The organism is Asticcacaulis sp. AC402, assembly GCF_000495835.1.
Classification (GTDB): Bacteria; Pseudomonadota; Alphaproteobacteria; order Caulobacterales; family Caulobacteraceae; genus Asticcacaulis.
In genome coordinates this window covers 40,716-63,306 of sequence record NZ_AWGC01000034.1, presented here as the reverse complement: position 1 = coordinate 63,306, position 22,591 = coordinate 40,716, and the positions used below count along the sequence as shown (strand labels likewise).

At 60.5% G+C, this 22,591-nt stretch carries 9 protein-coding genes, 1 pseudogene and 1 riboswitch; of the genes and pseudogenes, 5 read left to right on the top strand and 5 right to left on the bottom strand.

What is annotated here, in order from left to right; all coding sequences use genetic code 11:
- Positions 1-6: 6 nt before the first annotated feature.
- The gene (locus ABAC402_RS36705; protein ID WP_023450901.1) at positions 7-1,689 is read right to left on the bottom strand and encodes a homoserine dehydrogenase; all 1,683 of its coding nucleotides are present in this window, start codon (positions 1,687-1,689) and stop codon (positions 7-9) included.
- Positions 1,690-1,876: 187 nt separating this feature from the next.
- On the opposite strand from ABAC402_RS36705, the gene ABAC402_RS36700 reads away from it, so the two are divergent.
- From ABAC402_RS36700 to ABAC402_RS36685, 4 genes are all read left to right on the top strand, one after another.
- Entirely contained in the window at positions 1,877-2,767 is an 891-nt protein-coding gene (locus ABAC402_RS36700) for a DMT family transporter (RefSeq protein ID WP_023450900.1), read from the top strand.
- Between the two features lie 31 nt (positions 2,768-2,798).
- Positions 2,799-2,907: riboswitch (SAM riboswitch) on the top strand.
- 80 nt (positions 2,908-2,987) lie between these two features.
- The gene (locus tag ABAC402_RS36695; RefSeq protein WP_023450899.1) at positions 2,988-3,971 is read left to right on the top strand and encodes a homoserine O-succinyltransferase; all 984 of its coding nucleotides are present in this window, start codon (positions 2,988-2,990) and stop codon (positions 3,969-3,971) included.
- Between the two features lie 229 nt (positions 3,972-4,200).
- Positions 4,201-5,418 (top strand): cystathionine gamma-synthase, encoded by a 1,218-nt coding sequence (gene metB / locus ABAC402_RS36690; protein ID WP_023450898.1) that lies wholly within the window; start codon positions 4,201-4,203, stop codon positions 5,416-5,418.
- Complete coding sequence (locus tag ABAC402_RS36685) at positions 5,415-6,038, top strand: macro domain-containing protein (RefSeq protein ID WP_023450897.1); 624 nt, start codon at positions 5,415-5,417, stop codon at positions 6,036-6,038. The genes metB and ABAC402_RS36685 overlap by 4 nt, the downstream gene beginning before the upstream one ends.
- Positions 6,039-6,380: 342 nt before the next feature.
- Here the strand turns inward: ABAC402_RS36685 and ABAC402_RS36680 are convergent, their stop codons facing one another.
- The gene (locus tag ABAC402_RS36680; protein ID WP_023450896.1) at positions 6,381-6,941 is read right to left on the bottom strand and encodes a hypothetical protein; all 561 of its coding nucleotides are present in this window, start codon (positions 6,939-6,941) and stop codon (positions 6,381-6,383) included.
- A 102-nt stretch (positions 6,942-7,043) separates the two neighbouring features.
- Here ABAC402_RS36680 and ABAC402_RS36675 point away from each other — a divergent pair.
- Positions 7,044-7,470 (top strand): annotated as a pseudogene (locus ABAC402_RS36675) (aldo/keto reductase); the annotation flags it as partial.
- 342 nt (positions 7,471-7,812) lie between these two features.
- Here the strand turns inward: ABAC402_RS36675 and ABAC402_RS36670 are convergent.
- The 3 genes from ABAC402_RS36670 to ABAC402_RS40465 form a co-directional block, all read right to left on the bottom strand.
- A complete protein-coding gene (locus ABAC402_RS36670) occupies positions 7,813-13,422 on the bottom strand; it encodes a M10 family metallopeptidase (protein ID WP_023450894.1) in 5,610 nt (1,869 codons plus the stop codon).
- A 469-nt stretch (positions 13,423-13,891) separates the two neighbouring features.
- The gene (locus tag ABAC402_RS36665; RefSeq protein ID WP_023450893.1) at positions 13,892-19,291 is read right to left on the bottom strand and encodes a M10 family metallopeptidase C-terminal domain-containing protein; all 5,400 of its coding nucleotides are present in this window, start codon (positions 19,289-19,291) and stop codon (positions 13,892-13,894) included.
- A gap of 746 nt (positions 19,292-20,037) precedes the next feature.
- A complete protein-coding gene (locus ABAC402_RS40465) occupies positions 20,038-22,524 on the bottom strand; it encodes a M10 family metallopeptidase (RefSeq protein ID WP_023450892.1) in 2,487 nt (828 codons plus the stop codon).
- Between the last annotated feature and the right edge of the window lie 67 nt (positions 22,525-22,591).

Below are 22,591 nucleotides of genomic sequence, written 5' to 3'. Positions count from 1 at the left end.
CGTTCCTCATGCCTGCAATTTATGCTCGCGGGCGATCTGCAACACGTCGGCCAGCAGCGATTCGGTCGTCGGCCAGGCGCCGGCGCCCTTGCCCGTGACGTACCAGGTCTCGCCCCCGGACTCACCACCTTCCAGCTCGATAATCGCGCGGTTCTGTTCGCCGCGCGCCCCAACCAGATAGTGGTCACGGTCCAGCACCTCCAGCTTCATCGACGCCTGCATCCCCTGATCCGTGAGATAACAGCGCGCGACATAGCGCAGCCCCTTGCCCGGCGGAATGATCAGCGAGTCCTCGGTGATCTGGCCGACCTCGAGATGGGCCGGCGTCTGGCCCGGGAAGGCGATCTCGCGCAGCAGTTTCAGCTTGGCGCCGACATCGGTGCCGTCGAGATCGGCCGTCGAATCGGGTTCAGCAAACCCTAGGCGCCTGGCCTCGTCCATGGCGGCATCGAAGCTCTTGCCGGACTCGACCTGGTCGATGACGAAGTTGGAGGTGCCGTTCAGCACCCCGGCGATCGACTTGACCTTGCGCGACTTGACGGCGCGTTTCAGCGCCTCGATGATCGGCGCGCCACCACCAACGCTGGGCGAATAGGTCAGCATGGCGCCTGACGCCCTGGCCGCGGCGCGCAGCTTGTCGCCGGCGGCGGCGACGGCTTGCTTGTTGGCGCTGGTCACCGACACGCCGGCCTTGAGAAAGCCCTCCAGCAACTCGGCCGAGGGCGAAACACCCGTGCCGATATCAACGAAGACGTCGACATCATTACGAACAAAGTTACGCGCGTCCGAGGTAAAGGCGGCGGCCAGCGGATGGTCGCGGCGTTTGGACGGGTCACGAACCAGGACACGGTCGACCTCGATGAGGTCGGACCATTCCAGGCAGCGTTCCAGGAACTTGGCCCCGACCCCGCCGGCGCCCATGACGGCTATGCGGATCGGACGCTTCAGGGTCGGCATTTTGCGGTAAGCGGTCGGCGCGCCCATGACGGTCTGGTAGCCCTTGCTCAACGCGGCGACCTCGATGGTCAGACCGCGATCGGCGGCATAGCGCATGGCCTTGTTCTGAACCACCGGGAAGGCGATTTTCAGCGATTCGTCCCAATCAAGGCTGTCATAGGGTCTGGCCGAGTCGCCAACCTGGGCAGGATCGGCGTCGTAGATGGCGTCGACATCCTTGTAGAGACGCACCGGCGCCCCCAGCCTGTCGCCAATGAAGACAGCCGTCAGATCCGAGCCGCCGCGGCCGAGCAGAACCGGCTCGCCAGTTGCGTTTTCGGCGACGTAGCCCGGCACCACGACCAGGTCGACGCTTTCCAGGTCGCTGACCAGGACGTCTGGATTCATGGCGATGGGGTTGGCGTTCAGGTGCTCTCCATCGGCCACCAGGCCGATTTCGGAGGCCGAACGGAACCGCGTCGGAATGCCGGAGCGCTCGCAGGCCATGGCCAGAAGGGTGGCGGCGCGCATCTCGCCAGTAGCCACCAGGTGCGGCGTCGCCGACGACGACGAGGCCTGGGTATAGGCGCCAGCCAGCCGCAGAAGCTGGTCGGTCTGGCCTTTGAAGGCCGAGACGACGGCGACAACCTTGCGGGCGTCGCGGGTATAGCGGTAGATTTCCGATACCGCGCGATGCAGCGCGCTTTCCGACACCAGAACTGAACCACCGAATTTGACGACGAGAATTGACATAGGCCTGCCCTTTTATTCGTGTGAGGTCGCTACAGGAGCCAACAGGAAAGGAAAAGCGAAAATTGGCGAGTTCCGGTATTTTGCCACGACCGCGCATGAGCGGCACGCGAAGACGCGAAGGCGCGAAGACGCCGGTTGAAGGGTTCGGAGCTTGAATCGAGAACGGCTTTGCGCCTAGAAGGGACGCATGCCCTTCCGCGCCTACGCCTTGCTGATCCTGACCAACTTCCTGTGGGCGGGCAACAGCGTGGCGGGCAAGCTGGCGGTCGGCCATATTGAACCGGTGCTGCTGACCAGCCTGCGGTGGGTGTTCGCCTGTTTGATCATACTGTTCCTCGCCGTCCCGCAGCTAAAGCGCGACTGGCCCGTCATCAAAGCGAAATGGCCCCTGCTTCTGGGTTACGGTGCCATCGGGTTTACCCTGTTCAACCTGCTGCTCTACATGGCGCTGAACCATACCAGCACGGTCAATGTGATGATCGAACAGTCGGGCATTCCGCTGGTCATCTTCGTGGCCAATTTCGCTTTGTTCCGCCTGCGCGCCACGCTGGCCCAGATCGCCGGTTTCGTTCTCACCTTCTGCGGTGTGCTCGTGACCGCCACCCACGGCGATATCCGCCAGTTGCTGCATCTGAACCTCAATATTGGCGACGCCATGATGCTGGTCGCCATCGTCATCTACGCCGGATATACGGTGGCGCTGCGCTGGAAGCCCGATCTGCACTGGAAGACCTTCATGGCGACCTCCTGCATCGGTGCCCTGATCGCCTGTGTCCCCGCCTTGATCTGGCGTTATCACAACACGCCGGTCACCTGGCCCGACGCCCAGGGCTGGTGGGCGGTGGCCTATGCCGCCATCTTCCCGTCGCTGATTGCGGCCGGCGCCTATATCGCGGCTGTCGAGCTGATTGGCAGCAACCGCGCCGGCCTGTTCATCAATCTCCTGCCGATCTTTGGCGTCTTCCTGGCGGTGGTAATCCTGCATGAGCCGCTGCACGGCTTTCACCTGTTGGCGCTGGCGCTGATTTGCGCCGGCATCCTGCTGGCGGAGTGGAGCCGGTTCCGCGCAGCCTCTTGACGCAACTGCGAAATTAAGCGATTTGTCGTGTAACTCATCGAGACCAGCCGAGGGAAAGGCCCGACGACGCTGGGGCAACCGCCACAAGCCTGTGGAATGGTGCCAACTCCTACGGGGCGCATTTCCCCGAGAGATGAGAGACACGCTAACCCGCCGTCGCGCGGGGCGTTCTCCCGTCTGGTCCCGATGAAGTCTGAACTCACGGCATACCGGACACACCATGAATATGCACACCTTCCTGAGCGCGCCTGACCTCGACGGGACCGACATTACCGCCCGCATTCCTGACGATTTCCGCCTGCAAAGCGGTCAGAAGCTGGACCAGACGGATGTGGTGGCGCGGCTGTATGGCCCGGCCAATGCCCCCGTCGTGGTCGCCGCCGGCGGCATATCCGCCGGCCGGGTGTTGTTCGCCAAGGAAGACGCTACAGCCGCCGCGCCGGGCTGGTGGGAAGGCGTCGCCGGCCCCGGTGAAGCCCTGGACCTCAATGTCTGGCGCGTGCTCAGCATCGAGTTTGCCCCGCGCCTGCCGGCCAACCATATCTACACCATATCGACCCACGACCAGGCGCGGCTGGTCAAGCTTTTGCTCGATCATCTCGGCGTGGAGCGCATCTACAACTTCGTCGGCGCCTCCTACGGCGCCATGATCGGCCTGGCCTTTGCCGAGTTGTACCCGGATGCCGTCGAGCGGCTGTGCATCATCTCGGCGGCTCACCGTGCCCATCCAATGGCGACGGCTTTCCGCGGCCTGCAACGCCGGTTACTGATGTTCGGCAAGGAGACCGGCCGCGATGCCGAGGGCATTTCGCTGGCCCGGCAACTGGCCATGACCACCTATCGGTCGGATGCCGAATTCGCCGAGCGGTTCGACGGCCCGCCACCGGAGCTGGCCGGGGACAACTATACGGTCTGCGGCTATCTGCGCGCCCGTGGCGACGCCTATTCAGCGACGGACGTCAACCGCTGGATCGCCATGTCGGACAGCCTGGACCGCCACCGCGTCGATCCGGCCCGGATCAAGGCCAAGGTGTTTTTGGCCGCCGTGCCGACCGATCGCCTGGTGCCCTATGACGACATGAAACTTTTGCATAATGCCCTGGCCGACAGCGTGCTGGTCGACTTTCCGTCGCTGTACGGCCATGATGCTTTCCTGAAGGAGATTTCGGCCGTGTCCGATATTGTCCGAATGTCGCTGAGCTAAAGCTGCAAAGGGCTTCTTTCTTCTTATACTCCCCCGTTATAAGGGGGTTTGGCGAAGCCGATGGGCTGCCAGCGGAGCGCGCAGTCGGAGGGGGGATTTCCTGGCACCGGATAACGAACAAGGTATTGAGACGACAGCGGGCCCAATCCCCCACCGTCTCATTTGCTACCGCAAATGATCCACCTCCCCGTATAACGGGGAGGTATAAAGTTTAAGAGTCCTGCCTCCCATGACCAAAGACTATCTCAAAGACGCCAGCCTCCAGACCAAGGTCATCAATATCGGTGTCGATACCGACCCGGCCCATGGTTCGGTCATGCCGCCCATCTATCTCAGCACCAACTTCTCCTTCGAGGGCTTTGGCAAGAAGCGGACCTACGACTATGCCCGCTCGGGCAATCCGACGCGCGAAATCATCGCTGAGGTCGTTGCCGAACTGGAAGGCGGCGCCGGCGCGGTCATGACGGCTTCTGGTCTCGCCGCGCTCGACCTGCTGTGGCAAGACCTCGACCGCGCCAATCCGATCGCCCCCTCAGCCACCCCCGACCCGACCGCCGTCAAATCGAAGAGATTGGTCGTCCCGCACGATTGCTACGGCGGCACGCAGCGCCTGCTCAATGCCCGCCAAAAGCAGGGCCTGATCGAATGCGTTTATGTCGATCAGAACGACGAGGCTGCCCTGGCCGCAGCCCTGGCCAAACCGACCGCCTTGTTGCTGCTGGAAACGCCGTCCAACCCGCTGATGCGCCTGATTGACCTCGAAAAATTGATCAAACAAGGCCACGACGCCGGCGCGCAGGTCGCGGTCGATAACACCTTCCTGTCGCCGGCCCTGCAAAACCCGATCGCTTTTGGCGCCGACTATGTCGTCCATTCGACGACCAAATACATTAACGGCCACTCCGATGTCATCGGCGGCGCCCTGGTCTGCGCCCATCCGGCCGACGTCCTGCCGATTCGTTGGTGGGCCAACTGTGTCGGCGCCACGGCACCGGCCTTCGACAGCTATATGACCCTTCGCGGCGTGCGCACCCTGTTCGTGCGCATCAAACAGGCGCAAGCGTCGGCGCAAGCCGTGGCGGAATACCTCCACACCCATCCGGCTGTGAAGGTCGTCCACTATCCCGGCCTGGTCTCCCACCCGCAGCACGAACTCGCCAAACGCCAGCAAAAGGGCCCGGGCGCCATGATGAGCTTTGAACTCACGGGCGGGCTGGAGGCGGTCAAGACAGTGTTCGAGGATATCGACCTGTTCAGCCTGGCCGAATCCCTGGGCGGGGTCGAGAGCCTGATCGTCCATCCGGGCTCGATGACCCACGCCGCCATGTCGCCGGAGGCCCAGGCCACGGCCGGCATTGCGCCAGGCCTGATCCGCCTGTCGATCGGGCTGGAAGATCCGGTCGACCTGATCAAGGCACTGGACAAGGCCTTGGGCCGGTTGGGATGAAGATCGTCCTGGCCACGCCGGATGACGCTATGGCCGCTGCCTGGGAAGCCGAGTTCGGTGAGCTGGATGGCATAACGGTTCACCGCGGTTCGATCCTTGATCTCAAATGCGACGCCGTGGTCAGCCCGGCCAACAGCTTCGGCTTCATGGATGGCGGGCTGGACTTGCTGTATTCCGAACACTTTGGCTGGGACCTGCAACTGCGGCTGAGGCGGGCCATCCTCGAAAAGCATCACGGTGAACTGCTTATCGGCCAGGCCGAGCTCATCGAAACAGGACATGCCGCCATCCCATACCTGGTCGCAGCCCCGACCATGCGCGTGCCGATGTACCTAGGTGAAGTGACCGTCAATCCCTACCTGGCGACCAGAGCCGTCCTCCTTCTGGTTCGGCATGGTGTCCTGCCGTCTGGCAAGCCAATCGGTGAGCGACTAACGACACTCGCCTTTCCGGCTATGGGAACCGGGGTCGGCCGCGTTCCAGCCACTATATGCGCCCGTCAGATGCATCAGGCTTTTCAAGATGTCCTGTTCGCGCCGCCACGTCTTCCGACCAGTTGGGCCGAGGCCAGCGAAGACCATCAGCACCTATACACGGACAAACCCATCCGCCTCCAATGACTCTTACTTAACTTGCCGTAACCGCGGAGTGACAGCATGGTCCTCTTCCACTGACACCGGGAATGGGTGATGCGCGCTTTGGTAAAAGATTTGACGGCGTTGATGCTCTTGGCTGGGACTGCGGCTCAGGCGGCCAGGCCCGGTCGACAATCCGACGCGGCTAAAGTGGGAGACCTGTTCCATTGGCTTGTCCCTGAACGGCGACCTGGCCTAAGATCTGGGGCCGGGCGACAGCGCCCGACGGCACCTATCTGGGGCACTATGTCCTGATGTGGCAGGGACGGGATGTGGTGACAGATGACGGGAAGCTACCGGTTGACCTGTTCCACAAGTCACCGGCGCTCAATCCCTGTAATCGTCGACCGAGAAACCGCGGCAATGGGCCAGAAAACCGACGCCGCGCTCCAGCCAGATGCGTCGGTCGAGTTCGCCCTGGGGATTATACTGATCGATCCAGCGGATCCCCGAAGCATCGTCGTAGAGATATCTGATCCGCACCAGGTTGTCAGTGCGCAGGGTCACCACCCGTGATCCGGCCAGCCCTGCAATGGTCTGCCCCGCATTGGCCTTAGCCAATTCCGGAGAGTCCTTTTCCACCGTGAAGATGGCGTTGTCCTTGTCAAAACGGTCGCCGCGCGGCACGGCAAAGACATTGCCCGACGAGTCCGTGATACCGCACGACACCTTGTTGCGCCAGGTAGTGAAGCTGAGCCCCTGCCCCGCCTCGGCCTGTTTCAGCAAAGCTTCGCCCGACGTTCCGTCGGCGGCGTAGACGATACGGCTGGTGGCGTGACTGACGGTGATATGGTTCTCGCCGTCGGCATAGATTCCGAACTGCTCGCCCGACTGCGGACCGCATCCGGCCAGGGCAAACATCAACACCGTCGTTGCGAACTTTTTCATGGGCATCCCCTTCCCCGGTTGTCGGCGGCAGTTTAGCCCACTCCTTAACAAAAGATAAGAGGAGATACCATGTTCACGCCCGCCCGTGACCGTTACAACACCATGCCCTACCGCCGCTGTGGCGCATCGGGGCTGAAACAGCCGGCGATTTCGCTGGGCCTGTGGCAGAATTTCGGTGGTATCGACGTCCATGAAGCCCGACGCGCCATCGCCCGCCGGACCTTTGATCGCGGCGTCATCCATTTCGACCTGGCCAACAATTACGGCCCGCCGCTGCGGCAGCCGAGGAAAACTTCGGCCGCATCCTGGTCGCCGATTTCCGGGGCTGCGCGACGAACTGATCATTTCGTCCAGGGCCGGCAGGGACATGTGGCCCGGCCCTTACGGCGGTATCAACGGGTCACGCAAATACCGGATTGCCGCGTGCGACCAGAGCCTGAAGCGGATGGGTGTCGACTATGTCGACATCTTCTATTGCCACCGCGTCGATCCGTTCACGCCGCGGGAAGAGACCATGCGCGCCACGGCCGACGCGGGCGCCGGCACAATCGTATGCTCGTCCCTGGCCCAGGGGCTGCTAAGCACTATAGCGAGATGGCTTTAGGTAGAATCGCCATCTCGCTCTAAGTTTTTGTTTTGTCGCGCAATTTATCCGGAAAGTGCTGCACACTTTATCGGATTGCGCTATAAGTTTTTGTCTTGTCGCGCAATTTTCCGAAAAGTTCTGCACACTTTATCGGATTGTGCTCCAGGCGTCCCCCATGCCTTCTCGCAAAAGCTTGGGCGGCCAGAAACTTACCCTGGCGGCCTTGCCAACCCGCGGTGTGTCAAGACTTACGCGGGTTGGTGTTACATACGTCAAAGGTGTTTTTTACCAAACGATCTGGGCCTCAACATTGGCTTCGAGCGCGGTCAAGATGGTGATGATGTTACCGCCGCCAAGGTTGATTACAACATCTGCACCATTTTGCACCACCAGGGCATTGTTGGCCACGCCACCCGTGTAGGCATTGAGATTGATGATATCGCCCTGGGCGATGGTAAAGTCCAGGATCTGGTCGGCGCCGCTTCCCGCTTCGAACAGGAAGATGTCCGCCCCCAGGCCACCGGTGAGGTTGTCGGCCCCACCCTTGCCATTCAGCGTATTGTTGCCGGTGTTGCCGTTCAGCGTGTTGGCCAGCGAATTGCCGGTGGCATTGATATTGGCCGCCCCCGTCAGGTTGATGGTTTCGGCGAAACGGCCGTTAAGGCTATACGTCACGGACGAGAAGATCACGTCCGTCCCCGCCCCGCCCGCTTCGACGACGTTATCGGTGGTGTTCTGAACATAGTAGGTGTCATTGCCCAGTCCGCCGGCCAGCACGTTCGTCGCGGAGTTGCCCGTCAGGACGTTGTTCAGGCCATTGCCCGTGCCGCTGATGGCCAGGGCGCCCACGAGCGTCAGGTTTTCGACCTCGGCGCCGAGGATATAGGTGGTCGAAGCCTCGACCAGGTCAGCACCGCCGCCGGCCAGTTCGGTGATCACATCACCGGCATTGTCGACGACATAGGTGTCGCCGCCCGTGCCGCCGATCAGGTTGTCAGCGCTGGCACCCCCGTCGAGACGGTCATTGCCGCTTCCGCCATCCAGCGTATTGACCGCGCTGTTGCCGGTCAGGACGTTGGCGAGGCCGTTGCCGGTGCCGTCAATGGCGGCTGCATCCACCAGGGTCAGGTTTTCGACCTGCTTGCCGGCCAGGCTGTAGGTCACCGACGAGAAGATGCTGTCGGTGCCGCCACCGACGGCTTCGGAAACATTGTCGCCGATATTCTGGATATAGAAGCTGTCGTTACCGGCCCCGCCCGTCAGCACGTTGTCGCCGGCATTGCCGTAGAGCTTGTTGTTCAACGCATTGCCCGTGCCATTAACATTGGCAGCTCCGGTCAGTTCCAGGATCTCCAGTTCCGCCGCAAGCGTGACCGTGACGGCGGAACGCACGGTGTCGGTGCCCTCGCCGGCCGCCTCGGTCAGGGTATCCCCGGTGCCGAAGATATAGGTGTCATCGCCCGTGCCGCCGATCAGCGTATCCGTGCCGCCGGCGCCGCCATCGAGGTAGTCGTTGCCGCCCAGCGCCGTCAGGATGTTGTTACCGCTGTTGCCGATCAGGCTCTGGGCCAGGCTGTTGCCGGTGCCGTCGATATTGGCCGCTCCGGTCAGGATCAGGGTTTCGATATTGCGCCCGGTCAGGCTGTAGCTAACCGAGGCATTGATGACATCCGCGGTCCCTTCGCCACTGGCTTCGACGACATTGTCGCCGGCATTGTCGACCCAGTAGCTGTCATTGCCGGTATTGCCGGTCAGGGTATCGGCCCCGGCACCGCCATCCAGCACGTCGTGGCCGCCGCCGCCGATCAGGGCATTGGTGCCAGAATTGCCGACAATCGTGTTGGCCGCGCCGTTGCCGGTGCCATTGATATTGGCGACGCCGGTCAGGTACAGATTGTCCGCATAGCTGCCGGCCAAGGTCCAGGTCAGCCCGGCGTAGACCACGTCTATCCCTTCGCCATTGACTTCGACGACACTGTCGCCGGCGTTCTGGACATAATAGGTGTCGTCGCCCAGCCCGCCGGTGAGGACGTTGTTGCCGCTATTGCCGGTGATAACATTGCCCAGCCCATTGCCGGTGCCGTTGATATTGCCCGCGCCAGTCAGGGTCAGGTTTTCGACATCGGATGACAGACTATAGCTGTCCGACGCCTGGACCAGGTCAGTGCCTTCGCCGGCCATCTCCACGATGATATCTGCGGCGACGTTGACGACATAGGTGTCGTTCCCGAGGCCACCGTAGGAGAGATCAGTGCCCAGGCCTCCGTCCAGAATGTTGTTGCCGCCACTGCCGTAAAGCGTGTTGTCGAGGTCATTGCCGGTGCCGCTGATGTTGGTAACGCCCAGCAGGACAAGGGTTTCCACGGACGTGCCGGCCAGCGCATAGGTCGCCGTCGAATAGACCACGTCATTGCCTTCGCCCACCGCTTCGACGACGACATCGGCGCCGGCATTGACGACATAGGAGTCGTCGCCCGTGCCGCCGACCAGGGTATCCAGACCGCCGAGACCATCCACATAATCATTGCCAGCCCCGCTTTCGATGCGGTTAGCGATACCTGTTCCGTAGACGGTGTCGTTGCCGACACCCGTCACGGCATGCTCGAAATTGACATAGGATTCGCCACCGTAGTTGGTGAGTCCGGTGACCATGTCCAGATCATAGGACCCGGCCCACAGCGTGGTGTCGATGGTGTCGGTACCACTGCCACCGTCGAGCGTCTCGTTGACACCCAGTCCGGCGTACATATAGTCATTTCCGGTACCGCCGGTGAAGGCGCCATTGCCTGAAGCGGTAATGACGTCGTTACCGGAACCGCCATCGACCAGATCGGCAGCGTCATAGGTCCCGGCGTGCAGGGTGTCGTTACCGGCGCCGCCGTTCAATGTATCTGCCCCCAGCAGCCCGGAAATCGAGTCATTGCCGTTATTGCCATCGATCCGGTTGGCGGCATCGGTGCCACCGATGGTTTCCGCAGCGCCCTGGCCGAGATAATTCTCAAAATTGAGAAGGGTCAGATTGCCACCGCCATCTGTGTAGACGCCGGTCGCCAGGTCAAAGGCGATCGGCGGAATGCCTCCGGTGATATAGGACAGGTCCAACGTGTCGACATCGGCGCCACCGTCGACATAGCTGGTATAGTTGAAAACACCTGTCACCGTGTCATTGCCGGCACCACCGTACCAGTTTACCACGCCACCGAACGCGTTGGTGTTGTGCAGGTAGTCATTACCGTCGCCACCGTCGACCGTATCATTGCCGCCGCCGGCATCGATGTCATCGTCACCGCCGCCGGCATTGATGATGTTATCATCCGAGGTCCCCGTGATTGTCTCCGCGCCGCCCTGACCGAGATAGTTTTCGAAATTCAGGAAGGTGTGGTTACCGGCGCCGTCACTGTAGACGCCCGTCGCCAGGTTGAAGCTGACGGGCAAGGCGCTGAAAAGGACAAAGGCCAGATCCAGGGTATCGATATCGGCGCCACCGTCGGCCCAGCTGGGATAGTTGAGGTAGCCCGTCACGGTGTCGTTGCCCGCGCCACCATAGTAGGTCATCAAGCCGCCGCCGCTGCTCTGCAGGTAGTCATTGCCGTCACCACCATCCACGGTGTCATTGCCGCCATTGGCGTCGACGTCGTCATTGCCCGCACCGGCATTGATGATGTTGTCGCCGGAGGTTCCGACGAGGGTGTCATCGCCCGAGCCGCTGTTGAGGTTTTCGAAATTGACAAACGACTCGGAAGGGAAATTGGTCACGCCCGTGACCATGTTGATGGCGTAGTTGAAGGCCGCCGTCGACGCTTCCAGCAGGTCGATCCCGTCATTGCCATCCAGGGTTTCGGGATAGCCGTTACCGATCCACACCGTATCATTGCCGGTGCCACCACTAAAGCTACCAAAGCCCGTCGAATAGACGACATCGTCCCCGCCAGCGCCATTGATCGTGTCGATGCCGCCGCCGCCACTCAGTATATTGTTATAACTGTTGCCATTGATGACATTGTTGAGGCTGTTACCTGTTCCGTCGACGGCATAGAATCCGAACAGATTCAGGTTTTCAAAGTTATCGCCCAGAGTGTAGGTGATCTCAGCCCATACGAGATCCGTGCCACTATCCGCGGCTTCCGAGACCACGTCACCCACCTCCCTGACGATATAGCTGTCATTCCCGACCGAGCCGCTCAGGGAATCGTCGCCGCTGTCACCTTCCAGATAGTCATTGCCGTCTTCGCCGAACAGGGTGTCGTTGTCGCTCCCGCCGCTGAGCGTGTCATCACCAAAATAGCCGTAAAGGACATCGTTGCCCTCCTGGCCGTAGGCGATGTCATTGTCGTACCAGCCGTCGAGTACATCGTTGCCAACCTCACCGTACAACGTGTCATTGCCCGTTCCGGCCGCGAGATAGTCGTTGCCGCCATTTCCCTGCAACGTGTTACCGGCCTGGTTGCCATAGATGCTGTCATTCCCCGACCCGCCATTGGCGTTTTCAATCAGCGAGCGGGTATCGCCATTGTACAGCAGGGCATTGGCGAGATTTCCCGGAGGCGCGACATTGACGCCGCCATCCAGAGGCCGCAGGTCGACCAGGCGGGCCGTGCTCATGGTCGACCAGGCGCCGGGCGCCAGGTTTATCGTCTGGTTGTCAGTGAAGTTGCTGAAGTCATAGGTGTCGATACCGTTACCGTCCCAGATGGTACGGAAGATCTTGCCCTGGCCGCCATTCAGCGTTGGCGTACCTTGGCCGAAACCGTTGATGAACATTTCACCGGTCGTGACGTTGAAGCTATAGGTCGTGTCGCCACTGTTGTAGCCGAACCAGGCGCCGTACAGATACTGCAGCGCCGCGATATCATTCTGCATATAGGTCTGGGGCTGGTTGAACTGATCGCCCTGGAAGTCGGCGGCATAGCCCGACGCCGAACGGTAGGTCATCAGTGAATTGGCCCACGTGTCACGGGCGGCATCCAGCGCAGCGGAGCCGTAACGTGGTCCCGGTCCGTCGACATAACCGCCGGCCGATAAATCAAAGCCGGTATAGTCTTGATGGCCGTGCTTGAGACCCAGGGCGTGCCCGATCTCGTGCATGATCGTCGCCATGCCCCAGTTGCCGATCTGCGGCGTCAGGTAGAAGGGCTGGCCGGTCTGGCCGAACCAGACGTCGCCGTCCCAGCTATCGGAACCTGGGAAGTTCCCTTCCGCCGACCCCGCATCCGAATCGGTCGTCTGCGAAAAACGCAGATTGGCATGGGTGGTGTTGCTTTCCGTTACTTCCGTAAAGGACAGCAAGGTATAGCCAAAGATCAGCGTATTCAGGGCATAACGCACAGCGGCCTGTTGCGCGGCATTGAAGACCACGTGGTTGGTCAGGTAACCGCTGTCGTAATAGGGCGTCTGATAAAAGCTGCCCGACGTCGGGAAGCTGAAGGTCAGGCTGGTGCTCGACCATTTGGAGCCGATCAGGACGGCGTCGATATCCTGGTTGCCGCTGAACTCATATCGCCCCTGGCCCCCATCGAAATACTGGCTGATGCGCTGGGTCTGGCCGGGTCCGGAGGAGCCATTGACACCGCCGCCCGTGGCGCCGCCGGACATATGGCCGGTAAAGTGCGCGCCCGTATAGCTGTTGCCGGCATAAGTATTGCCGTCCGCCGGCGCCGAGAACACCGTAGCCGAAGCCGTCTCACCGCGGCCGAGGTAGCTTTCGGACGGCGCCGAAACCAATCCCGCGGCCAGGCTGTCGCTGGCCAGCTTCGGCGCGGTCAGCGCAAAGTTGGACGCTTCAAGCGCAACCAGAGTCGGCGTCGCTGCCGCCGACAGGGCCAGGGCCGAAGCCGATGAGTTGAGACCAGAAGCCTGACCGGCTTCCTCAAAATCGAAACCGAAACGTACGCGCATGGGAGCACCCTCAGGACATGTGAAATGACAAGAAACAAGCCCATCCCGCCGGACGCACACCATGACGGCGCTGCCAACATCCGACGATCGGAAAGGAAACAGGGACGCATTCGGAAGCCCCCGCTTCGATACAAAATCGAAGGACTCCCGCAACAGCTTTACACGACGGCAAACATTCCCCCGATGGACACTTACACCCGTTGCGGTGCACGGCGGAAGACCGTTTTCTTGCGAAACTTTTATGAACCACGGTTAACCACGGCTGGATCGTTGATTTTTCAACGAAAAATCCAACGTCCGGCACGCCCGGTAAAGCATTTGTTACCAAGTTGAAATGGCGTACTTTTCGTCCGGCCTATGTGGCCGCAGCAGATACAATTTGCCCGCACATCAATCTTGCGCATTCCGGATAAAAAAAGGGCTTTACGGCAGAACCGCAAAGCCCCAGGACTCAATAAGTGTTTATAGATTACCAAATAATCTGAGCCTCAACATTGGCTTCGAGCGCCGTCACGATCGTGATGATGTTGCCGCCACCAAAGTTGATAACCACATTAGCGCCGACCTGAACGACCAGGGCATTGTTGGCGACCCCGCCGGTGTAGGCATTGAGGTTGATGATATCACCCTGAGCGAAGCTGAAGTCCATGATCTGGTCGGCGCCGCTGCCGGTCTCGAACAGGAAGGTGTCCAGACCCAGGCCGCCGGCGAGGTTATCGGCCCCGCCCTTGCCGTTGATCGTGTTGTTGCCGTCATTGCCCATCAGATTATTGGCCAGGCTGTTGCCCGTGGCATTGATGTTCGCAACACCGGTCAGTTGGATGGTTTCGGCGTAACGGCCGTTGAGGTTGTAGGTCACCGTCGAGAAGATGGTGTCCGTCCCCGCCCCACCGGCTTCGACCACGTTGTCGCCCGTGTTCTGGACATAGTAGGTATCGTTACCGAGCCCACCGGCCAGAACGTTGTTGGCCGAGTTACCGGTCAGGACGTTGTTCAGGCTATTGCCTGTACCGTTTATGGCGGCTACCCCGGTCAGTGTCAGGTTTTCAACATTGGCCGCCAGGCCGTAGGTAGTCGAAGACTCGACCAGGTCTGCGCCGCCGCCGGCCAGTTCAGTGATCGTATCACCGGCATTGTCGACGACATAGGTGTCGGCGCCGGTGCCACCGATCAGGTTGTCAGCACTGGCGCCACCGTCGAGACGGTCATTGCCACTTCCGCCGTCCAGCGTATTGACCGCGCTGTTGCCGGTCAGGACGTTGGCGAAGCCGTTGCCGGTGCCGTTAATGGCGGCCGCGCCTTGCAGGACCAGGTTTTCGACCTGCCTGCCGGCCAGGCTGTAGGTGAGCGCCGTGAAGATGGTGTCATTGCCTTCTGCGGCCAGTTCCGTAACGACATCGCCGGCGACATTGACGTAGTAGCTGTCGTCGCCCAGGCCGCCCAACATGGTATCGCTGCCGGCGGCACCATCGAGGGCATTGTTGCCACTGTTGCCGTTCAGCGTGTTGCCATTGCCGTTGCCGGTGGCGTTGATATTGGCCGCACCCGTAAGGGTCAGGGTTTCGACCACCATGCCGGCCAGGGAGTAGCTGACCGAAGACCGGACCAGATCGTTGCCGTTCCCGCCCGTTTCATTGACGTCGTCGGCCACGTTGTCGACGATATAGGTATCATCACCCGCCCCGCCGGTCAGCGTATCGGCGCCTATGCCACCATCGATCCAGTTAGAGCCTGCCGTACCGGTGATGCTGTCGTTACCAACGCCGGTTATGACGTTTTCGAAATTGTCATAATCCTCACCGGGATAGTTGGTCAGGCCGGTCACCAGATCAATGACGTAGTTGCCGCCCCACAGGCTCGTATTGAGCGTGTCGGTACCGTCGCCGCCATCCAGGACTTCGCCGCCAATGTCCGTTAACCCGGCATAGATGTAGTCATCACCGAGGCCACCATTGTAGGTTCCCTGCCCCGACGAGACGATTGTGTCGTCCCCGCCGTTGCCATCGACCGTATCCGTACCATCGGACAACACACCGGCATTGATCGAGTCGTTACCTGCCCCACCATTGATCGTGTCGCTGCCCGCACCGCCGATAATCGTGTCGTCGCCGTCACCGCCATCGATCGAGTTAGCACCTGCGGTGCCCGTGACGGACTCGGCGACGCCGACCCCAATGTAGTTCTCGAAATTCACCGCGGTGAAGGTGTCGATCCCATCAACCCAGGCACCGGTGTTCATATCGAACGTGACCGGCAGGAGCGTGCTCGCCACAAAGCTCATATCCAGCAGGTCGACACCGTCACCGCCGTCAAAGCTGCTGTTGTAACTGAAGTTCCCGCCGACCGTGTCGTTGCCGGCACCGCCATTATAGACCTTTGTGCCGGCAAAGCTGGCATGAATATAGTCGTCGCCTGCATCGCCGTTGATGGTGTCTGCGCCACCGCCGGCATCGATATCGTCATTACCAGCCCCAGCGTTGATGACGTTCGCTGCAGACGTGCCGACAATAATGTCGTTCTGACCGCCGGCATTGAAATTCTCGAAGTTGAGAATGTTCAGCGTGCCATTGATCGTCGTGTAGGTTCCCACCCCCAGATTGACGGTCGCGGAATAATCATGCAGGGTCAGGTCTGCCGTATCGACGCCAGCCCCACCATCCCACGTGTCCCCGTAAAGGAACCCGCCGCTGATCACGTCGTCCCCGCCCTGGCCGAGATAGGACCGGCTGGAGAAGGTGGTCGTACCGATCGTGTCGTTACCGGCGCCGCCCTGGACCGTATCGTTACCGCTGCCCGAGTCGATCAGGTCGTTACCGTCGCCGCCTTCGATCGAATTGTCTCCATTCGTCCCGGTCAGGGTGTCGTTGCCGCTGCCGCTGATCAGGTTCTCGAAGTTGACGAACAGTTCGCCAGCAAAGTTTGTCGCACCGGTGACCAGGTTAACCAGGTAATCTCCGCCGAACAAGGACGTGTTCAGCGTGTCGGTACCCGCGCCGCCATCAAGGCTTTCCGGCGTACCCAGGCTGGCCCAGATATAGTCGTCGCCCGCTTGACCATTCATCGTGTCGGCACCGCCGCTACCCAGGATGGTGTCGTTGCCGCCACCGCCATTGATGACGTTGGCGCCAGTCGTGCCAGTCAGCGAATCGTTGCCAGCGCCGGACGTCAGTTGTTCAAACCCTGTATAAAGTTCGCCACCAAAATTCGTCAGTCCCGTTGTCAGGTTGACAACGTAGTTGCCATCAAACGACGTCGTATCGAGCAGGTCGGTGCCCGATCCACCGATCATGGTTTCACCACCAAGGCCGGCAAATGCGGTATCGTTGCCCGTACCGCCATCATAGGTGCCGCCATCCCCACTGGAGGTGATGACGTCATTACCGTCCTGACCATTGACGATATCGGCCCCGGCACCGCCCAGAAGGGTGTCGTTGCCGGTACCGCCGTTGAGCGTATCGATACCTGCCCCGCCAAAGAGGGAGTCACTCCCACCCAGACCGTTGATGATGTCATTGCCGCCATTGCCGTAGAGCGCATTGACCGCGTCGCTGCCGTTGATCGTGTCGTTCTGATCGCCCGCATTGACGTTTTCAAAGTTCAGGATGTTCTGTGTCCCGCCCCCAGTGGTGTAGGTTCCCGTCAACAGGTTATAGGTCGCAACAAAATTATGCAGTGTCATGTCGACCATATCGACACCGGAGCTGCCGTCCCAGGTTCCGCCGTATTGGAAACCACCACCGATGGTGTCGTTTCCGGAACCACCGTTCAGCGAATGGTTGGCGAAATTGGTGTTCCAGATATAGTCATCACCGCCCTGGCCAAAGATGGTATCGGCGCCGCCGCCGCCGCCCAGCAGGACGTTGTTGAAGCTGTTGCCATAGATCAGGTTGGCAGCGCTGTTGCCGGTACCGTCAATATTGCCCGATCCGAGCAATGTAAGGTTCTCGAAATTGGCCAGAAGGGTATAGTTGAAATAGACATAAACGAGGTCGGTACCTTCGCTCGCGTCCTCGACGACGATATCGCCGGCCTCTTCCATGACATAGGTGTCGTTGCCTGTGCCACCCACCATGCTGTCAATGCCAGTGCCGCCGCTCAGATAGTCGTTGCCGCTTTCGCCACGCAGAGTATCCAGCCCGGTGCTTGCGAACAGGTAATCGTTGCCGAAATAGCCGTACATCAGGTCATTGCCGTCACCGCCATAGAGGTTGTCATTGTCGTTCCAGCCATCCAGCGTGTCATTGCCGGCCTCGCCGTACAGCGTGTCATTGCCGTCATCGCCATCTTCGTAGTCATTGCCGCCATTGCCATGAATGACATTGTTGGCATCATTGCCGGAGATAGTGTCGTTGCCGGAACCGCCGTTGGCGTTTTCGATCAGCGAACGGGTGTCACCGTTATACAGCAGGGCGTTGGCGATATTGCCCGGCGCCGCGACATAGGTGGCGCTCAGCGGCCGCAGGTCCGCCAACTGCGCCGTGTTCATGGTCGAAAAGCTGCCGGGATTCAGGTTGATCGTCTGGTTGCCGGTAAAGTTGTCGAAGTCGTAGGTGTCGACGCCGCCGCCATCCCAGATGGTCCGGAAGATCTTGCCGACATTGTTGACGGCATCGAAAGTCGGCGTTTCCTGGCCAACACCATTGATCGACATCCGGCCGGTGACCGGATTGAACGTATAAATGGTATTCGTCGCGTTGGCTTCAGGCGAGGTAAAGTCCGCGCCATACATGTATTGCAGAGCGGCGATGTCGTTCTGCATGAAGGTCTGCGGCTGGTTGAACTGGTCGCCCTGGAAGCTGGGATTACCGCCGGCGTTGTTACCCGGATCCGAGCGGTAGGTCATGATCGAATAGGCCCAGCTATCGTGATTGGCCGGCAGCGCGCGCGTACCGAAACGCGGCCCGGGACCGTCGAGATAGCCGCCGACCGTCAGGTCGAAACCGGTATAGTCCTGGTGACCGTGCTTCAGCCCCATGGCGTGGCCGATCTCGTGCATGATGGTCGCCTGGCCCCAGTTACCGATCTGTGGCGTCAGGTAGAAGGGCTGACCGGTCTGGCCAAACCAGATGTCGCCGTCCCAGCTGTCGGAACCGGGGAAGTTGCCTTCCGCAGAACCCAGCGAATTGTCTGTGGTCTGCGACATGCGGATGGTCGCAGGCGTGGCCAGCGATGGCGCGATCTCGTTGACAAACGTGCTGATGTAGCCTCGCATCAGGGTCAACATCGCATATTGCCCCGCCGCCTGCTGAGCTGCGTTGAAGGCGACGTGGCTGGTCAGGTAGCCGGGATCGTAATAGGGCGTCGCATACTGGGCGCCTGACGTTGGAAAACTGAAGGTGATGGTGCTCAATGTCCAGCGCGAGCCGAACAGAACGGCATCGATATCCTGGTTGCCGGTAAATTCGTAACGGTTGTCGACCGCATCGAAAACATAGTCGGGAAGCAGTTCTGACGTACCGGCGCCCGAACCCTTGCCAACGCCACGCCCGGCTTCGGCTGCAGCGACCTCTTCGGCCGTAAACCGCCCACCAGTTCCATTGGTTCCACCGGCACAGAGTCCGCAACTGCAGAAAACATAGCCACTGGTCAGGGTGCTGGATGTATCGCCCTGAGGAGCCCCGGACAATTCGTTAGCTGGCGCGGAGTGCAACCCACTGGCCGGGCCAATGGAAGCCCCGCCATTCAGCGCGATTACGGCACCGGAAACGATCGGGCCAAGGGCGCCGAACTCGAAACCGGGCGATTCGAATCCCGCCAGGGCCGGGACAGGAGCAGAGACTGCCAGCACCTTGGCTGGGGACGCTGCAGTGATAGTGAGACCGGAAGCCGCACCGGCCCCCTCGAAATCAAGACCGAAACGCACGCGCATGGGAGCCACCCTGTTCAAAATGAGGAAAAATCGGTACTAACCGGTACTAACTGAAAAATACACTCCCCCTACTCGCCCCCGCGCGGAAGATACACCTGCGAGCGGTGTTCCGGAAAGACTTTTTTTCCAACCGTCTGGAAAACTGGTCTTATTTTCGCCTTGAGCCTTGAAAAATCGAAACATTTGTTTTTCACTTTTTTGCATAGCGTCGAGCGAAAGGCGGCGGGTTTTTACAAGATTGATTCTTTTCGTGTTTTTGGCGTTTTCTTCTTTCCGTACGGGTAAACTTAACCCGCTCGAGCGATCTTCCCGGGATGGCCGGGACGGCCCGGATTAAAAGCCCAATAAGCCAGCGGAGGGGCTATAGACGTCGTCGCATCAACGCCCTCCGCGCCAGAAAGATCGTTACCTGGTTACCACACAATCCGGGCCAGGACGTGGGCCGGTGCCGCCACCACAACCGTAATGACATTGCCGCCCGACCAGAGCCGGATAAGTTTTTTTGGACTCAGTACTCCGCCCTGATTTTTTGTTTGTGGCGCAATTTATCCGGAAACGGGAGCGCCCATGCGGTGGCATCACACTTTATCGGATTACGCTCCAGGCGTCCCCGAGGGCGCCTTGAGCGGCTATGGCGCCCCGGAAACGTCTTTTGGCGCGCTTGCCAAACCGTGGCGAGTCAAGGTCATCGCGGGTTGGCATATGTCTCAAAACTCGCTCCCTTCCCCACACATCTTGCTGGCCGGCTACCAGATCATCCGGGCCTCGACAATGTACTCGGCGATTCCCAGGACGGTTATGACATTCCCACCGCCCAGGTCGATAACCACATTAGCGCCGCTCTGAACGACCATGGCGTTGTTGGCCACCCCGCCCGTATAGGCGTTGACATTGATCCGGTCGCCAATACGCAGGTCGGTCACCGTGTCCCGGCCGCTGCCGGCGTCAAACATAAAGACGTCCGTCCCGCCACCACCGGTCAGGGTATCCATCCCGGCCCCGCCGTTGAGGATATTGTTACCGTTATTGCCGGTCAGGCTGTTGCTGAGCGAGTTTCCCGTGCCGTTGATGTTGCCGTTCCCGGTCAGTATCAGCACCTCCGCCGCCCGGCCGAAGAAGGAATAGGAGACCGAGGCATAGACCGTGTCATTGCCCTGGAGGTGCTGTTCGACGACAGTGTCCTGGGCATTATCGACATAGTAGGTGTCGTCACCCAAGCCTCCGGTCATCCTGTCGCCGCCGCCGCGGCCGTCCAGCCGGTTGTTGCCGGACGTCCCCGTTATGAAGTTGTTCAGCGAATTACCGGTCCCGTTGAGATTTCCGGCTCCGGTCAGAATCAGGGTCTCCACTGCCCGCCCGTCCAGCGAGTAGCTGGCCGACGATATTACCGTGTCGTCGCCCTGAAAGTGCAGCTCGATCACCCGGGCCCATTCCGAATCGATAACATAGGTGTCGTTGCCCAGTCCCCCGGTCAGGGTGTCGCCACCGCCGCCGCCGTCCAGCCGGTTGTTGCCGTCGGTGCCCCGGATGACATTGGAATGGTTATTGCCTGTACCGTTCAGATGGCCGGTTCCCAACAGGCTGAGGTTCTCGTATTCCTCCTCCAGCGTGTGGCTGAACGGCGAATAAATCCAGTCATTGCCGCCGGTCCACATGACCTCGACCGTGATGTCCCCGACATCATCGATGACATAGGTGTCGTTGCCTGATCCGCCGACCATACTGTCGGCACCAGCCCCGCCGAAGAGATAGTCGTCGCCGCTTTCCCCGTTGAGCGTGTCATTGTCGTTGCCGCCGCCAAGCGAATCGTTGCCCGAATAGCCCCACAAGGTGTCATTGCCATCGGAGCCGAAGAGGGTGTCGTTGCCGGTCCAGCCATCGAGATAGTCATGGCCGGACTCGCCGGAGAGCAGATCCGCGCCACCGTAACCGTACAGGCGGTCGTCGCCGTCATTGCCGCGCAACAGGTTGGCGCCATCATTGCCGGAAATCGTATCACGCCCCGCCCCGCCATAGGCGTTCTCGATCAGCGATCGCGCATCGTTGTTGTACAGCAGCGCATTGGCGATATTGCCTGGCGCAGTGACCGTCACGGCAGCCGTCAGCGGGCGCAAATCGGCCAGTTGCGCTGTGTTCATCGTCGACCATGCACCCGGATCAAGATTGATGTTCTGGTGGGTCGTGAAGTTGGAAAAATCATAGGTATCGATGCCATTGCCGTCCCAGATGGTCCGGAATATCTTGCCGATGCCCGCATTCTGGGTCGGCATGAGTTGGGCGAGGCCGTCGATGAACATCTGGCCGGTCGTGGCGTCGAAGGTGTAGATCGTATTGCCGGACTGGGTCGTGAAATCGGCGCCATAGAGATACTGCAGCGCCGCAATATCGTTCTGCATATAGGTCTGGGGTTGATTGAACTGATCGGCCTGGAAGCTGGGGCTTGCGCCAGGATTATTGCCGGGATCCGAGCGGGCGGTCATCAGCGAGTAGGCCCAACTGTCTTGCTGTGTGGCCAAAGCACGCGTTCCGTAGCGCGGCCCCGGGCCATCGACATAACCCCCGGCGCTGAGATCGGTCGTCGTATAGTCCTGGTGGCCATGCTTAAGGCCCAGGGCATGGCCGATCTCATGCAACAGTGTGGCCATGCCCCAGTTGCCGGCTTCGGGCGTCTGGTAGAAGGGCTGGCTGACCGAGGTGCCCAGCCAGACGTCGCCATCCCAGCTGTCCGAACCCGGGAAGTTGCCTTCGGCCGTGGCCAGCGAGGGATCAGAGGTCTGGGCAAAACGCAGCGTGGCGTGGGTGTCGGCGGTTTCCGTAATTTCGGTGAAGGTCAGCTGCGTATAGCCGTCGACAAGCCCCAGGGCATAGCGCGCCGCCGCCTGCTGGGCGGCGTTAAAGGCGAGGTGGCTGCTGAGATAGCCGCTTTCGTAATAGGGCGTCTGGTACAGGTCGCCTGCGGTCGGAAAACTGAAGGTCAGGTTGGTCGCCGTCCATTTCGAGCCGATCAGCACGGCGTCAATTTCCTGCCGGCCGCTGAACTCGTAGCGGTTGTCGGTGGCGTCGAATGTCTGGGTCAGGAGCGTGGCAAGGCCCGCCCCGGAGCTCTGGTTAATCCCGCTCGCGGCAAGCGGAGCTGACACGGCCACTGCCAACACCTTGCCCGCCGACGGCGAGGACATGGCCAGACCGGCGACGCCGGCATCATCATTTTCCAGACCGAAACGCACGCGCATGGACTCCATCCTGTTAAATGAGGGAAAAAAAGCGAAGCGCCCCGTTCCGCGCGCACCATATAACGCC

Excerpts from the sequence above, each read along its gene's own strand:
- ABAC402_RS40465 (WP_023450892.1), bottom strand. The coding sequence starts at position 22,524 with ATGCGCGTGCGTTTCGGTCTGGAAAATGATGATGCCGGCGTCGCCGGT.
- ABAC402_RS36700 (WP_023450900.1), top strand. The coding sequence starts at position 1,877 with ATGCCCTTCCGCGCCTACGCCTTGCTGATCCTGACCAACTTCCTGTGG.
- metB (WP_023450898.1), top strand. The coding sequence starts at position 4,201 with ATGACCAAAGACTATCTCAAAGACGCCAGCCTCCAGACCAAGGTCATC.
- ABAC402_RS36685 (WP_023450897.1), top strand. The coding sequence starts at position 5,415 with ATGAAGATCGTCCTGGCCACGCCGGATGACGCTATGGCCGCTGCCTGG.
- ABAC402_RS36695 (WP_023450899.1), top strand. The coding sequence starts at position 2,988 with ATGAATATGCACACCTTCCTGAGCGCGCCTGACCTCGACGGGACCGAC.
- ABAC402_RS36665 (WP_023450893.1), bottom strand. The coding sequence starts at position 19,291 with ATGCGCGTGCGTTTCGGTCTTGATTTCGAGGGGGCCGGTGCGGCTTCC.
- ABAC402_RS36705 (WP_023450901.1), bottom strand. The coding sequence starts at position 1,689 with ATGTCAATTCTCGTCGTCAAATTCGGTGGTTCAGTTCTGGTGTCGGAA.
- ABAC402_RS36680 (WP_023450896.1), bottom strand. The coding sequence starts at position 6,941 with ATGAAAAAGTTCGCAACGACGGTGTTGATGTTTGCCCTGGCCGGATGC.
- ABAC402_RS36670 (WP_023450894.1), bottom strand. The coding sequence starts at position 13,422 with ATGCGCGTACGTTTCGGTTTCGATTTTGAGGAAGCCGGTCAGGCTTCT.